The sequence below is a fragment of the Mesorhizobium sp. B2-4-1 genome, assembly GCF_006442185.1.
Classification (GTDB): Bacteria; Pseudomonadota; Alphaproteobacteria; order Rhizobiales; family Rhizobiaceae; genus Mesorhizobium.
Window position 1 is genome coordinate 594854 of sequence record NZ_VFVN01000001.1, and the last position, 14564, is coordinate 609417.

Below are 14564 nucleotides of genomic sequence, written 5' to 3' on the forward strand. Positions count from 1 at the left end.
TCCGACGGTCTTCAACCGCCTTTCGATCAAGGTCTTGCGCCAGCCTCCCAGGAGCCGGTCTCGGCCATCCGTTTCAGCAGCCGCGCCGGCTTGAAAACATCCTTGCCCGTCCGCTGGTGCCAATATTCGAGCCGCTCGACGATCCTGGGCGCGCCTTCGAGGCCGGCCCAGAACATCGGACCGCCCTTGCCGATGGGAAAGCCATAGCCGTTGACCCAGATGACATCGATGTCGGAGGCGCGGGCGGCTATCCCTTCTTCCAGAATCTTGGCCCCCTCGCTGACCATGGGATAGAGCGTGCGCTCGATGATTTCTTCCGCGCTGATTTCGCGCGACGCGATGCCCTTCTCGGCTGCCTTACCGCGGATCAGCGCATCGATCTGCGGGTCCGGGACCGGCATACGTGACCCGTTCTCGTAAAGATAATAACCTCGACCGGTTTTCTGGCCGAAACGCCCCTGTTCGCACAACGTGTCGGCGATCACGGCCGTCTGGCCTCGCGCCTTGCGGTTGCGCCAGCCAATGTCGAGGCCGGCGAGATCGCCCATCTGGAACGGCCCCATCGGCCAGCCGAAATCGGTGAAGGCCTTGTCGATCTGGCTGGGCGTCGCGCCTTCCAGCAGCAAGGCTTCCGATTCGGAGCCGCGCGCGGCCAGCATGCGGTTGCCGACGAAGCCGTGGCAGACGCCGACGACGACCGCCACCTTGCCGATCCGCCGCGCCAAGTCGACTACGGTTGCCAGCGCGTCGGGCGCGGTCTTGTCGGCGCGCACGATTTCCAACAGCTTCATGACGTTGGCCGGCGAGAAGAAGTGCAGGCCGAGCACGTCTTGCGGGCGCGAGATCGAGGCGGCGATTTCGTCGATGTCGAGATAGGAGGTGTTGGTGGCGAGTATCGCTCCCGGCTTGGCCACGGCATCGAGCTTGCCGAACACCTCTTTCTTGACCGCCATGTCCTCGAACACGGCCTCGATGATCAGATCGCAATCGGCGAGATCGGAATAATCGGTAGAGCCCTTGAATTGAGCGAGGCGTTGGCGCCTGGCATCTTCGGTCAAGGAGCCGCGCGAAACGGAGACGGCATAATTCTTGTCGATCATGCCGAGCCCGCGCTGCAAGGCTTCCTCGCTGGTCTCCAATAAGGTGACTGGAAAACCGCCATTGGCGAAGGCCATGGCGATGCCGCCGCCCATCGTGCCGGCGCCGATGACGCCGACGCGGGCGATCCTGCGCCGGACAAGGTCCTTGCCCGGGATCTTTGCGGCTTCACGCTCGGCGAAGAACAGATGCCGCTGCGCCCGCGACTGATCGCTGGCGACCAGCTTCATGAACAGCGCGCGTTCGGCAGCCAGAGCTTCCTCGAACGACATCGTGACGGTATTGCGCACCGCTTGCGCGCAAGCGATCGGCGCGTCGAGGCCGCGCGCTTTCCTGGCGAGATCCGCCGCCTCGGCATCGAAAGCGGCCAGCTCGGTTTTCTCGTCATCGCGATCGCGCACCGGCGTGAACGGCCCGCCCTTGCGGGCGATCTCCCTGGCGAAGTTCACGGCATGCGTGATCACGTTACTCTCGAACACAGCATCGACCAGTCCGATTTCATGCGCCTCATCAGCACCGATCGGCGCGCCGGAAACGATCATCCTGAGTGCTTTGATCGCGCCGACGAGGCGCGGCAGCCGCACCGTGCCGCCGCCGCCCGGCAGCAGCCCAAGCTTCACCTCGGGCAGGCCGAGCCTGGCGTCGGCATCGGCAACGCGGAAGTGACAGCCGAGCGCCAGCTCCAGCCCGCCGCCCAGCGCGGTGCCGTGGATGGCGGCGACCGTAGGTTTGGCGATGGTTTCCAGCGTCCCAATGATGGCACGCAGCTCGGGCTGTTGCACCGGCTTGCCGAATTCGGTGATGTCGGCGCCGGCGACGAAGGTCCGGCCCGCGCACGCGACGACGATGGCTCCGACCGATGCGTCGTCACGCAAGGCAGCCAGCGCCTGCATCAGTGGTTCGCGGACATGAAAGCTCAGCGCGTTGACCGGCGGGTTGTCGATGGTGACGATGGCGACGTCGCTGTCCCTGGCGACGCTGACAAAATTGGACAAGTTGACCCTCCCGACACCGGCTGCGATCCGGAGGGTTTACTAGGCCGCGCCGCGAATGGGAACCGCGTGTCGCACTGGCACAAGACTTGTCAGGACAGGCTGTAGGGCGGCACGCTGGCGAGTTGCGGTTGAAGTGAGGCGAATATCACCGCACCGCCTTCTCCCCGCCGGCCGCCGTGATGACGCCGACTATGATCAGCCCGGTCAAAAGCAGGCGCACGCCGGCGCTGACGCCGAATGTGTTGAGCATGGTCAAAAGCAGCACCAGGAACAGCGCCGCGCCCCAGACGCCGGGCACATTGGCCTTGCCGCCGGCCACCGAGGTGCCGCCGATGACCACCACGGCGATCGAAGCCAGCAAATACTCGTTGCCGATATCGACATTGGCGCCGCGGAAATAACCGGCGAGCAGCGCGCCGTCGATGCCGCCGAGCGCGCCCGACAGCGTGTAGGTGAGGAAACGGACGCGGCCGACATTGACGCCGGCGAGCCAGGCGGCGCGGATGTTCTGGCCTATCGCCAGCACCGAGCGGCCATAGATCATGCGCTGCAAGGCGATGGCCGCACCGATGGTAAACAGCACGGTGAGAACCGCCAGCACCGGAATGCCGAGAACCTGCCGGTTGGCGAAATCGGCAAAGCCCGGCGGCGGCTTGATCTGCAATCCGCGCCCATAGCTGATGTCGACCGACTGGATGATGAAGCTCGCCGACAAAGTGGCGATGATCGGCGGTATTCGCAGCGCCCAGATCAGCAGATAGTTGACGGCACCGATCGCGGCACCACAGGCAAGCGCAGCCAGCAGCCCGACCACAATCATGGCATCGCTGCCGCCCATCACCTTCATGGCCACCGCGCTGGCGAGCCCGATATTGGCCGGTAGCGACAGGTCGACATTGCCCGGCCCAAGCGTGATGACGAACATCTGGCCGACGCCAGCGATGACGGTGAACACGGCCAGCGACAGCGCGGCGGTGACCATGCCGCCGGCGCCATAGCCGCCGGTGAAAGCGATGGTCGCCAGCCACACCACAAGCGCGCCGACGAACGACCAGATCCAGGGTTTGGCAACCAGCGATCTAACCAGCGCCATCGCTTACCTCTCCTTACGGCTGATCAGCACCCGCGCCGCCAGCACGATGATCAGGATGGCGCCGTTGGCCGCCACCTGCCAGTCGGGCGGGATGTGCATGAAGGTAAGCAGCGGCGATGCCGCCAGCGCCAGCGTCAGCGCGCCGATTACCGCTCCGATCGGCGACACGCGGCCGCCGACGAATTCACCGCCGCCGAGGATGACGCCGGCGATCGAAAGCAGCGTGTAGCCATTGCCGATATTGGCATCGGCCGAAGTGGTGATGCCGATCAGCGCCATGCCGGACAGCACGCCGAACAGACCCGTCAGCGCGAACAACACGACCTTGGTCTTGAGCAGCGACCAGCCGGCGCGTTTGAGCGCAGCCGGGTTGCCGCCCGAGCCGCGCAGAATCACGCCATAGGAGGTGCGCATCAGGCCGAAATGGACGATGAGGCCAATCAGCAGCGCCGCGATGATCGGGAAGGGCACAAAGGGCGGCTTGAACGCCATGATCGCCAGCAGCCAGTCCGGCGCCTTGCCGCCGGGCTTGGGCAGCACCAGGATGGCCAGCCCCTGCCAGACGAAACTCATGCCCAGCGTCACCACGATCGATGGCAAATTGCGCAGATGGATCAGCGCGCCGAGCAGCGCATAGACGCCGATCGATCCGAGCAGGACGAGGACGCCGATGAGCGGTGCGTCCTTCAACCAGGTCGCGGTGACGCAGCCGACGAAACCGACAAAGGTGCCGATCGACAGGTCGAGCTCGTTGCCCGATATGACGAACATCTGCGCGATCGTCGCCAGCGCGATCGGGATCGCCAGGTTCAGCATCAGGCCGAAGCCGAAATAGCTGATGGCGCGCGGATTGAGCCAGGCGATGGCGAGCAGCACCAGCGCCAGCGACAGCGCCGGCAGCAGCCCGCGCAGCAGGCGGGCGCGCGCCGCTCCGCTTCCAAAAGTCTTCGAACCGTTTTGAACAGACAGGGCTGTCATCTTAGGCGGCGTCGCCGAAGGAGGACTGGATGATCTTTTCTTCCGTCAGCTCGTCGCGCGTCAGATTGGCGACGATGCGGCCGTTCTTGAAGACATAGACATGGTCGCAATTGTCGAGTTCTTCCGTTTCCGTGGTGTACCAGAGGAAGGTGCGGCCCTTGCCGGCCTCCTCGCGCACGAGATCGTAAACCTCGAGCTTGGTGCCGATGTCGACGCCGCGCATCGGGTCGTCCATCAGCACGATCCCGGCATCGGAGCCGAGAGCCCGGGCGAACAAGGCCTTCTGCTGGTTGCCGCCCGACAGCGAAAAGATGTTGTTGTTCATATCCGGCGTGCGGATGCCGATCTTCTTTTGCCAAAAGCCGGCCAGTTCGGCCTCGCGCCGCGACGAGATCAGCAGCCCGTTGCGCAGCCGAGCCAGCGAGCGGATGCCGATATTTTCAGCGATCGACCACTGCGGAAAGATGCCGTCCGCCTGGCGGTCGCCAGCCACAAGCGCCACCGGCGCGGTGACCTCGATGCCGGCCTTGGCGCGGGACGCGGCCGCGAAGATCGCCAGCAGCAGGTCGGTCTGGCCATGGCCGGCCAGGCCGGCAAGTCCGATAATCTCGCCGGCGCGGGCCACCAGCTCCTTGCCGTCCCGTTGCCGCGCCGGCCGTGCGCGCACGCGCAACGGGCCGGCCTCGGCTTTCCGGATTTCGGTGGGGGTCCTCCGATGTGCTTCGGCACCGCCCATGGTGGCGACCAGCCTATCGCGGTCGAAGGCGTTCGCCGCGTCGGCGGCGACAACCTTGCCGTCGCGCATCACGACGATGCGATCGGCGTTCTGCAGCACTTCGCCCAGCACATGCGAGATCAGGATGCAGCTGCCGCCCGACGCGACGAAGCGGCGCACGAAGGCAAGCAGCTGACCCGCCGTGTGCGCGTCGAGCGAGGACGTCGGCTCGTCGAGGATAACCAGGTGCAGCGGCTCGCGGGTCAGCGTGAACGCGCGCGCCACCTCCACCATCTGTCGCCGTCCGATGGAAAGGTCACCGGCGATGTCGGCCGCCGAGATGCCATGGTCGGGAAAGATTTCGTCCAGCTTGGCCGTGATCAGCTCGGCCGCCTTGCGCCGCCAGCCGAAGCCGGTGAGCGAGGCGTGGTTGATGCGCGTGTTCTCGGCGACGCTGAGATTGGGGCACAGCGACAATTCCTGGAACACGCAGCGTATGCCGAGCTGCTGTGCCCGCGACACCGAGTAGTTCTCCTCGGCCTCACCATGCACGCCGATCGTTCCGCTGTCGGGTGTCAGCGTGCCCGCCACCATGTGCATGAGCGTCGATTTGCCGGCGCCGTTGTGGCCGACGAGGCCGACGCACTCGCCGGGCCCGACAGTGAAGTCGACGCCGCCAAGCGCGCGAACGGCGCCGAAGTGTTTTTCGGCGCCGCTCAGTCTGATGATGTCCGCGTTCCCTTCAGGCATGCTCAACGATATCCGGTCGGCGATGTGCACGGCAACGCGTGTGCGACATTCACTTGATATTGGCTTTGATGGCCGCGATGGCATCTTCCTGTGTGTATTCGTGCGTGGCGACACCGCCCTCCTTGATCTTCGGCAGAGCGGCCTCGAAATCGTCCTGAGTGAAGGCGAGATACGGCACCAGCAGGTCGTGCGGAATGTCCTTGCGGCCATCGAGCACTTGCTGCGCCACCCAGAAGGCGAGCGTCGAGACACCGGGCGCGATCGAGGCCGACCAGGTCTGGTAGCCGTCCTTTTCCTTCTGTTCCTTCCACCATTTCAGCTCGTCCTGGCGGTTGCCCATGATGATGGTCGGGCGCGGCTTGCCGGCGGCGGCGAAGGCTTGCGCGGCGCCATAGCCGTCACCGCCCTGGTCGACGATGCCGACGATTTCGGGCAGCGAGGGCAGGATGGTCGCCACCGCCTTCTGCGCCGTCGTCTGGTCCCAGTCGCCGGTCACCGAGCCGACGATCTTGAACTCGGGATGGGCGGCCACGCCTTCGAGGATGCCGGCATGGATGGCGTCGTCGATCGAGGTGCCGGCGAGGCCACGGATCTCGAGCAGGTTGCCGCCCTTGGGCTGGAACTTGGCCATATGCTCGACTTCCTGCTTGCCCATGTCCTTATAGTCGACGACGACGCGGTAGGCGCAGGGTTCGGTGACGATGCCGTCGAAGGAAACGACCACGATGCCGGCGTCGCAGGCCTGCTTGATGGCACCGTTCAGCGCGTCGGGCGAGGCGGCGTTGATGACGATGGCGTCATAGCCCTGTAGAATCAGGTTTTGCACCTGGGCTGCCTGGGTCGGCACTTCCTTGTCGGCCGTCGTGAAGACATCGGCGGCCCCGACCACCTTGTCGGCCACCGCCTTCTTGGTGACGGCGTTGTAGCTGTCGAGCATCGCCTGCCGCCACGAATTGCCGGCGTAATTATTGGAGAAAGCGATCTTCTTGCCGCTGGTGTCGGCAAACGCCGTACCGGCTGCGAGCACCGCTGCAAGGGTGCCCAGGACGAACAGTTTCTTCATGTCATACTCCTCCCGAGTTGCTGGTCTTGATGGCTGCTGGTGACTATCGCGCTTGCGCACCTGTTTTTTATCTATTGTCAGACAAAAGTGCAGAAGGCCGGCGAGCTGTCAACTGCAATCCATAAGATGCCGCTGATCACATTGCGGTGCGACGATTGAAAAGGCTTCGGTGGATGGGCTAGGCATGCGGGCAGGAGGCCGCAGACGCATGGCAGTGACGCCGATCGTTCCCCCGGGGGCTCCGGGAATTCCGGCGCGCTGGACGTCAAGCGCCAAAAGCGGCGTCGGCGCGGCGCTTTCGCCGTCGAGCCGCGTCTGGTTCACGCTCAGCCATGGCATCCTGAACGAGATCTACTATCCCGGTGTCGACAGTGCCTGCACCCGCGACCTCGGCCTGATTGTCACCGGCCCGAACGGATATTTCTCGGAAGAAAAACGTGATGCCGCGCATGGCATCGAACCGTTCGAAGAAGGCGTGCCAGCCTACAGGCTGGTCAACACCGCTGATGACGGCGCCTACCGGATCGAGAAGCGTATCCTGGCCGACCCTGCAAGACCCACCTTGCTGCAGGAGATCACCTTCACGCCGCTCAAGGGCGCGCCGGGCGACTACTGCGTCCACGCCTTGCTGGCGCCGCATCTGGTCAATGCCGGCATGGGCAACACCGCCTGGGTCGGCGACCATGAGGGAGAGCCTGTGCTGTTCGCCTCGGGCCGCGGCACTTGCCTTGCGCTGGCCTCATCGCTGCCCTGGCGGAACGGCTCGGCCGGATATGTCGGCGTCTCCGACGGCTGGCAGCAACTGCGCAACACCGGTCGGCTCGATCCAGCCTTTCAGCAAGCCGAGGACGGCAATGTCGCGCTGACCGGCGAAATCGGGTTTTCCGCCAACGACGCCAAAGCCGTGCTGGCGCTGGGCTTCGGAGCGACGCCCGAAGAGGCCGCTCGAAATGCCTTCGCCAGCCTCAGGCAGGGTTTCGCGGCGGCGGCGACGTCCTACGTCGAACAGTGGCGCGAATGGCAGGCGGGCCTGCTGCGACTGGACCGCCATGACGCGTCCGGAGTGAACAGCTACAGGATCTCCACCGCCGTCCTGGCGACGCACCGGTCATCGCTCATGCCGGGCGCGGCGGTCGCCAGCCTGTCGATCCCATGGGGCTTCGACAAGGGCGACGACGATCTCGGCGGCTACCATCTGGTCTGGCCGCGCGATCTGGTCGAGACGGCGGGCGGCTTTCTCGCCGCCGGCGATGCCGCCTCGGCCCTGCAAACCCTCGACTATCTCTGCTCCATCCAGCAGCCGGACGGCCATTGGCCGCAGAACGCCTGGCTCGATGGGACAGCTTATTGGCCGGGCATCCAGATGGACGAATGCGCCTTTCCGCTGCTGCTGGCGGATGCGCTGCGGCGCCAGGGCCATTTGCCGCGCGCCAGGCTTTTGGCCTTCCTGCCAATGATCGAGCGCGCCGCAGCCTATGTCGTGCGCAATGGACCCGTCACCGGCGAGGACCGTTGGGAGGAGGATTCCGGTTACAGCCCGTTCACGCTCGCCGTTGAGATCGCGGCGCTGCTTGCCGCCGCGGATATGCTGGAGGCCTGCGGCAAGCAGGACGCAGCAAGCTATCTGCGCGAGACCGCCGACGGCTGGAACGACCAGGTCGAGCGCTGGACCTATGTCACCGGCACGGCAAGCTGCGAGGCGACCGGCGTCGCGGGTTACTATGTCCGCATCGCACCGCCCGACAGCGCCGAGGCCGGTTCGCCGAAGGACGGCTATGTGCCGATCAAAAACCGCCCGCCTGGCGATGCCGACCGGCCGGCGCAGGAAATCGTCAGCCCGGACGCATTTGCCCTGGTGCGCTTTGGCCTCAGGGCAGCCGACGATCCGCGCATCGTCGACACGGTCAAGGTCATCGACGCGCAGCTGCGCCGGCAACTGCCGCAGGGGCCGCTCTGGTATCGCTACACCGGCGACGGCTATGGCGAGCACGAGGACGGCGCGCCATTCGACGGCACCGGCCAGGGCCGCCCCTGGCCGCTGCTCGCCGGCGAACGGGCCCATTACGAGCTGGCGGCCGGACGCAAGGACAAGGCGACCTCGCTGCTGGCGGCGATGGAGGGCTCGTCCGGACCGGGCGGCCTGTTGCCGGAGCAGATCTGGGACGGCGCCGACCTCCCCGAGCGCGAACTGCTGCATGGCAAGCCCTCGGGCAGCGCCATGCCGCTGGTCTGGGCGCATTCCGAACATATCAAGCTGCTGCGCTCGCTGCGCGACGGCGTGGTGTTCGACATGCCGCCGCAAGGCGTCGAACGCTACATCGACAAAAAGATCGTCTCGATGTTCAGGACATGGCGCTTCAACAACAAAATCCGTTCCATGCCGGCCGGCAAGACAATGCGCCTCGAGCTTTTGGCGAAGGCGACCGTCCATTGGAGCGTCGACAATTGGGCGGCCGTGCATGACAGCGCGACCAGCGAGAATGCTTTCGGCATCCACCTCGCTGATCTGCCGGTCGCCGGCCTGCCCGAGGGGAGCACGCTGATCTTCACTTTTTTCTGGCCCGGCAGCGGCGATTGGGAGAATGTCGACTTCTCCGTCATCATTGGTGAACAGGACAGACTGTAGATCCTTCCCGACAGATCCTCTTCAAGACACAAGGATGAGACCATGCAGATCGGAATGATGGGACTGGGCCGAATGGGCGCCAACATGGTCCGGCGCCTGATGCGTGACGGCCACGAATGCGTCGTCTACGACATCAACCCGGCAAGCGTCGCGGCCCTGGTCGGCGACGGCGCCTCGGGGGCTGCATCGATGGCGGAATTCGTCGGCAAGCTCGCCAAGCCGCGCTGCGTGTGGCTGATGCTGCCTGCGGCCATCACCGGCAAGATCGTCGATCAGGTGGCGGCGCTGATGGAACCCGGCGACATCATCATCGACGGCGGCAATTCCTACTATCACGACGACGTCGACCGGGCCGCCAAGCTCGCCGCCAAGGGCCTCAACTATGTCGATGTCGGCACCAGCGGCGGCGTCTGGGGCCTGGATCGCGGCTACTGCCTGATGATCGGCGGGCCCGATGACGCGGTCCGGCATCTCGATTCGGTCTTCGCCACGCTGGCGCCCGGCGCGGATGCCGGTGCGCCCGCTCCCGACAAGACGGCCGGCACGGCGCCCTTCGGCTATCTGCATTGTGGCCCGAGCGGCGCCGGCCACTTCGTCAAGATGGTCCATAACGGCATCGAGTACGGCGTCATGGCCGCCTATGCCGAAGGCATGAATATTCTCAAGGCCGGCAATGCCGGCAAGGTCAAGCGCGAGGCCGATGCCGAGACCAGCCCGTTGCAGAACCCCGAATACTACCAGTTTGACATCGACCTTGCCGAAGTGGCCGAGGTCTGGCGGCATGGCAGCGTCATCGGCTCGTGGCTGCTTGATCTCACCGCCGGCGCGTTGAAGAGCGATCCCGGCCTGACCCAGTTTGGCGGCCGGGTGTCCGATTCCGGCGAAGGCCGCTGGACCCTGAAAGCGGCCATCGACACCGGCGTGCCGGCGCCGGTGCTGTCCTCGGCCCTCTTCGACCGCTTCTCCTCGCAAGGCGAATCCGAATTCGCCGACAAGCTCTTGTCGGCCATGCGCTATGCATTCGGCGGCCATGTCGAAAAACCGAAGGCCGGCAAGTGACGGCGGCAGGGGAGACGCGCTCATGAGCCCGGAACGGTCCGATACGCTGGTGCTCTTCGGGGCGACCGGCGACCTCGCCCACAAGAAGATATTTCCTTCCCTCTATGCCATGGTCGCCAAGGGAACGCTTACCGAACCGGTGATCGGCGTCGCCTTCGACGCCTGGGATTTGAGGAAATTGCAGGACCGCGCGCGCGACGGCATCGTCAATACGCTCGGCAAGATCGACGAGAAGGTGTTCGCCAAGCTCGCTTCGCTGCTGCGCTATGTCAGCGGCGACTATCGCGACCCGGCCACGTTCGAGAAACTGAAGAGCGCGCTGGGCACCGCTCAGCGGCCGCTGCACTACATGGCGGTGCCGCCGACCATGTTCGAGACGGTGGTCCAGGGCCTGGAGCAATCGGGCACGGCGCGCGGCGCGCGGCTGATGGTGGAAAAGCCCTTCGGCCATGACCTGCAATCGGCGCGCTGGCTGAACCGAGTGCTGCATCTGGTGTTCGACGAACAGTCGATCTTCCGCATCGATCACTATCTCGGCAAGGAGGCGATCCAGAACCTGCTCTATTTCCGCTTCGCCAATTCCTTCCTGGAACCGATCTGGAACCGCAATTTCGTCGAGAGCGTGCAGATCACCATGGCCGAGGATTTCGGCATCGATGGGCGCGGCCGCTTCTATGACGAGGTCGGCTGCGTCAGGGACGTCATCGAGAACCATCTGCTCAACATCCTCCTGCTGCTGGCGATGGAACCGCCGGTCGGCCGTTCCGCCGACGACCTGATCGACGAGAAGGTGCAGGTGCTGCGCGCGATCCGCACCCTGACCAAGGACGATATCGTGCGTGGCCAATTCGACGGCTATCTCGCCGAGCCCGGCGTGGCGCCCAACTCGCCGGTCGAAACCTTCGCGGCGGTGCGCTTCCTCGTCGACACCTGGCGCTGGCGGGACGTGCCGTTCTTCATCCGCGCCGGCAAGAACATGCCGGTGCATGCCACGGAGGTGATCGTGCGGCTGAAGCGGCCGCCGCTCGATGTCTTCGACCCGATCAAGCCGAACGACGCCAACTATGTGCGCTTCCGCATCGACCCGCAGGTGGCGATCTCGATCGGCGCCCAGCGCAAGGCAGCGGGCGACGACATGGTCGGCGAACAGGTCGAACTGACGGCGCTCGACGACAGCAAGGGCGATATGCCGCCCTATGAACGGCTGATCGGCGATGCCATGAACGGCAATGGCCAGCTTTTTACCCGCCAGGACGCCAGCGAACTTGCCTGGCGCATCGTCGGGCCGGTCCTCGGCGACACCACGCCGCCGCATCTTTATGAACCGAAGACCTGGGGGCCGGCAGCCGCCATGAACGGCTTCGGGCCGCCGAACGGCTGGATCAATCCATCGAAATAGGCTGGGAGAGGGCAGCATGGCCAGGACGGCAAGGCCGAAAGCGGCGAGCGGCGATCCGATCGTGCTGTCGATCGACATAGGCGGCTCGCACGTCAAGATCCTCACCAGCTCAGGCGGTGCTGAGCGCCGCGCCGATTCCGGGCCGGACCTGAGGCCCCAGCAGATGATCGATGCGGTGAAGGCGCTGGCCGACGGACTGTCCTACGACGTCATCTCGATGGGCTATCCCGGCCCGGTGCATCACAACAGGCCCTTGTTCGATCCCGCCAATCTCGGCAAGGGCTGGGCCGGCTTCGACTTCGCCGCGCAGTTCGGCAAACCGGTCAAGGTGGTCAACGACGCGCTGATGCAGGCCATCGGCAGCTATGAAGGCGGTCGCATGCTGTTCCTGGGGTTGGGAACCGGCCTGGGTGCGGCGATGATCGTCGACAACGTCGCCCAACCGATGGAACTCGCCCATCTTCCCTATAAGAAGGGCAAGAGCTTCGAGGACTATGTCGGTGAGCGCGGCCTGATAAAACGCGGCAAGAAGAAATGGCGAAAATCCGTTTTCGACGTCGTCGACCGGCTGCGCGCCGCCATGCAGCCCGATTATGTCGTCATCGGCGGCGGCAATGTCGACAAGCTCGGCGATTTGCCCGCCGACAGCAGGCGCGGCGACAACACACGCGCCTTCGAAGGCGGATTTCGTCTGTGGCGAGACAAGGCCCTGATCGTCTGATAGTATTACAGTTCAGTATAGTTATTCAAAATAATGTGTGACGCGGGGCCAAGTCGTTGCATTGCGCAGATTTGCCGACTAGGAATTCCGGCGCACTACATCGCGACGAACCGCGAGGGACGTGCAAAGACGCCGCCGCACTTTAACTTTGCGCATCATCCCATCCGAAACTGTGCCGATTTCGGGCCCCATACGCCATAGACGGAGGAAAATAGATTGACCGACGACAGCAACGACGCTCGCAAGGATATCGACCTTCTCGAGCTGACCGCCCATATCGTGTCGGCTTACGTCGAGAAGAACCGCCTGCCCGCCTCCGGCCTGGCCGACCTCATCGCCAGCGTCAGCGCTTCGATCAGCGGGCTCGGCCAGCCGGCCGTACCCGTGGCGGCGCCGCTCGTGCCGGCGGTCAATCCCAAGAAGTCGGTGACGCCGGATTTCATCATCTGCCTGGAGGACGGCAAGAAGTTCAAATCGCTGAAGCGTCATCTGGGCGTGCATTTCGGCCTGACGCCGGACGCCTACCGCGCCAAATGGGGCTTGCCGTCGGACTATCCGATGGTCGCTCCCAATTACGCGGCCTCGCGTTCGGAACTGGCTAAGTCGATCGGTCTCGGCCGCAAGGCCGTCGCCCCGAAAGCGCCGGCCAGGGGCAGGAAAGCCAAGGTCTCGGCCTGAGCGCGCATTCCGGCGCTGAGCCAATGGTTTGATTGAGGCCTGCCGGCGGTCCGTCTTGGCAGGCTGCCCGATCTTACGCTCTTCCATGGCGAGCGCGCAATTGCAGGGCGGGCTCGATGCCATCTCCGGCGCGCTGAGGGAATGATTTTCCACCCCGTCTGCAGACTGGCAGGAAACCTCAGTTCGCTGCCGGAACGGAACAGCTCAGATCGCCTTCCTTGCAATTCAGGTAACCCTCGAAATCCTTGACCCGGGATTGCGTCAGGCCATCCATGCACATCGAGAGGAGCATGGGGACCACGCTGCCTCCGGCCGCTCCCGCGATCTGGAAATTGCACTCGGCGTCGCGGAACTTGATCCAATTCTGCTGCGCTTGGACAAGAAGCTTCTTGGTATCCGCGTCGTCCTTCAGGCGGGTTTCGATCTGCTTGTAAAGTTCGTTGAGCTTCTTGTCGGATTTCCTGAACGAAGCATCGGCGCACTGGTTCATGGTGGCCTGATCCTTGGCGTCGGCACACTTGTCCTTGGCAAAAGCGAAAGCCGGCATGGCCAGAACCACGGCGGTGGTCAGAATTGCGGTTTTCATTGGTCTCGTCCTCTTTGCAGGTGAGCGGCATCGTCATTCCGTAACGGTTTCGGCGAAGCACCTGGCCAGCTTTTCCGGTGCTCCAAGCTTCTTCGCCCAGGATACCAGTCCAGGCTTTTCCGATGGATCGGCATAGCCGCCCCATACGTCACGAAACTGCTTCTTTCCGTCGACGGTCTGGAAGAACATCACGCCGTCATCGCTCACAGGCGTGGAGACATAAGCGGCGCTCCAGTTGCCGCTTTCCAAGATGGTGATGAACTTGGCGCGGGCGGGCTTGAACTTATTGTCCATCGCCGAAGCGACGAGCGGTGCATATTCCTGTTTGCGCGCCTTCGTCACTTCGACCTCGACGCCGTCGCAGGCATCGTTCGCGAAAGCAGATGTCGGTATCAATCCCGCCAGCCCGATCATGACGGTTTTGGCGTGCCGTCGAACCAAGTCGCCGAATTCAGACATAGGTGGTTTTCCTCTTCCTTTGCGGAGTGTGGCTGTCAGTCGGAATCGTCGTCATCGGACGAATTGTCATCGTCAGGCGCATCGACCTGGCAGCCGATGCCATTGCACCCCTGATAGTTGCCCTGCGTATCGAAGCTTGGATTGCCGGGCTGTGGCCCATGCATTCGACGACTTTGCGGCCGGCCGTCGCAATTCCTCAAGTCGAGGGGAGCGCTCCCAGCGGGAGCCGCCTTGGCGAATGTCCATTTCCCTCTTCATGCCTAGCGCCCATCCGCCCAAGCATGCCAGCGATCCGCCGGCGCGGTTGATGTATCCATAGGTTGTAGCCGATGTCGCCGGCTAGC

Annotated in this window: 12 protein-coding genes; 5 read left to right on the top strand and 7 right to left on the bottom strand. The window is 64.3% G+C overall.

All coding sequences use genetic code 11. The features are described 5' to 3' along the window. Nucleotides 1-26 precede the first annotated feature (26 nt). From FJ949_RS03045 to FJ949_RS03065, 5 genes are all read right to left on the bottom strand, one after another. The gene (locus FJ949_RS03045) at nucleotides 27-2093 is read right to left on the bottom strand and encodes a 3-hydroxyacyl-CoA dehydrogenase NAD-binding domain-containing protein (RefSeq protein WP_140492588.1); all 2067 of its coding nucleotides are present in this window, start codon (nucleotides 2091-2093) and stop codon (nucleotides 27-29) included. Nucleotides 2094-2238: 145 nt separating this feature from the next. Then, nucleotides 2239-3186 (bottom strand): ABC transporter permease, encoded by a 948-nt coding sequence (locus FJ949_RS03050; protein WP_140492591.1) that lies wholly within the window; start codon nucleotides 3184-3186, stop codon nucleotides 2239-2241. 3 nt (nucleotides 3187-3189) lie between these two features. After that, nucleotides 3190-4164 (bottom strand): ABC transporter permease, encoded by a 975-nt coding sequence (locus FJ949_RS03055; RefSeq protein WP_140492594.1) that lies wholly within the window; start codon nucleotides 4162-4164, stop codon nucleotides 3190-3192. 1 nt (nucleotide 4165) lies between these two features. Continuing rightward, nucleotides 4166-5629: a sugar ABC transporter ATP-binding protein gene (locus tag FJ949_RS03060; RefSeq protein WP_140492597.1), complete on the bottom strand. Its 1464-nt coding sequence runs from the start codon at nucleotides 5627-5629 to the stop codon at nucleotides 4166-4168. Nucleotides 5630-5678: 49 nt separating this feature from the next. Then, a complete protein-coding gene (locus FJ949_RS03065) occupies nucleotides 5679-6692 on the bottom strand; it encodes an ABC transporter substrate-binding protein (protein ID WP_140492600.1) in 1014 nt (337 codons plus the stop codon). A gap of 208 nt (nucleotides 6693-6900) precedes the next feature. Here FJ949_RS03065 and FJ949_RS03070 point away from each other — a divergent pair, with 208 nt between their 5' ends. From FJ949_RS03070 to FJ949_RS03090, 5 genes are all read left to right on the top strand, one after another. Continuing rightward, nucleotides 6901-9318, top strand: a complete 2418-nt coding sequence (locus FJ949_RS03070) for a glucan 1,4-alpha-glucosidase (RefSeq protein WP_140492603.1) — start codon at nucleotides 6901-6903, stop codon at nucleotides 9316-9318. A gap of 42 nt (nucleotides 9319-9360) precedes the next feature. After that, complete coding sequence (gene gnd, locus FJ949_RS03075) at nucleotides 9361-10377, top strand: phosphogluconate dehydrogenase (NAD(+)-dependent, decarboxylating) (RefSeq protein WP_140492606.1); 1017 nt, start codon at nucleotides 9361-9363, stop codon at nucleotides 10375-10377. Between the two features lie 22 nt (nucleotides 10378-10399). After that, complete coding sequence (gene zwf, locus FJ949_RS03080; RefSeq protein WP_140492609.1) at nucleotides 10400-11776, top strand: glucose-6-phosphate dehydrogenase; 1377 nt, start codon at nucleotides 10400-10402, stop codon at nucleotides 11774-11776. A 16-nt stretch (nucleotides 11777-11792) separates the two neighbouring features. Further along, nucleotides 11793-12497: an ROK family protein gene (locus tag FJ949_RS03085; protein WP_140492612.1), complete on the top strand. Its 705-nt coding sequence runs from the start codon at nucleotides 11793-11795 to the stop codon at nucleotides 12495-12497. Nucleotides 12498-12713: 216 nt separating this feature from the next. Further along, the gene (locus FJ949_RS03090) at nucleotides 12714-13175 is read left to right on the top strand and encodes a MucR family transcriptional regulator (protein ID WP_140492615.1); all 462 of its coding nucleotides are present in this window, start codon (nucleotides 12714-12716) and stop codon (nucleotides 13173-13175) included. A 178-nt stretch (nucleotides 13176-13353) separates the two neighbouring features. Here the strand turns inward: FJ949_RS03090 and FJ949_RS03095 are convergent, their stop codons facing one another. Both FJ949_RS03095 and FJ949_RS03100 read right to left on the bottom strand, forming a co-directional pair. Then, complete coding sequence (locus FJ949_RS03095; RefSeq protein ID WP_140492618.1) at nucleotides 13354-13761, bottom strand: lysozyme inhibitor LprI family protein; 408 nt, start codon at nucleotides 13759-13761, stop codon at nucleotides 13354-13356. Nucleotides 13762-13794: 33 nt separating this feature from the next. Further along, the gene (locus FJ949_RS03100) at nucleotides 13795-14220 is read right to left on the bottom strand and encodes a hypothetical protein (protein ID WP_140492621.1); all 426 of its coding nucleotides are present in this window, start codon (nucleotides 14218-14220) and stop codon (nucleotides 13795-13797) included. Between the last annotated feature and the right edge of the window lie 344 nt (nucleotides 14221-14564).

Bases quoted from the DNA above. Each gene is read 5' to 3' on its own strand.
- gnd (WP_140492606.1), top strand. From the start codon at position 9,361: ATGCAGATCGGAATGATGGGACTGGGCCGAATGGGCGCCAACATGGTC.
- FJ949_RS03060 (WP_140492597.1), bottom strand. From the start codon at position 5,629: ATGCCTGAAGGGAACGCGGACATCATCAGACTGAGCGGCGCCGAAAAA.
- zwf (WP_140492609.1), top strand. From the start codon at position 10,400: ATGAGCCCGGAACGGTCCGATACGCTGGTGCTCTTCGGGGCGACCGGC.
- FJ949_RS03070 (WP_140492603.1), top strand. From the start codon at position 6,901: ATGGCAGTGACGCCGATCGTTCCCCCGGGGGCTCCGGGAATTCCGGCG.
- FJ949_RS03085 (WP_140492612.1), top strand. From the start codon at position 11,793: ATGGCCAGGACGGCAAGGCCGAAAGCGGCGAGCGGCGATCCGATCGTG.
- FJ949_RS03065 (WP_140492600.1), bottom strand. From the start codon at position 6,692: ATGAAGAAACTGTTCGTCCTGGGCACCCTTGCAGCGGTGCTCGCAGCC.
- FJ949_RS03050 (WP_140492591.1), bottom strand. From the start codon at position 3,186: ATGGCGCTGGTTAGATCGCTGGTTGCCAAACCCTGGATCTGGTCGTTC.
- FJ949_RS03095 (WP_140492618.1), bottom strand. From the start codon at position 13,761: ATGAAAACCGCAATTCTGACCACCGCCGTGGTTCTGGCCATGCCGGCT.
- FJ949_RS03100 (WP_140492621.1), bottom strand. From the start codon at position 14,220: ATGTCTGAATTCGGCGACTTGGTTCGACGGCACGCCAAAACCGTCATG.
- FJ949_RS03055 (WP_140492594.1), bottom strand. From the start codon at position 4,164: ATGACAGCCCTGTCTGTTCAAAACGGTTCGAAGACTTTTGGAAGCGGA.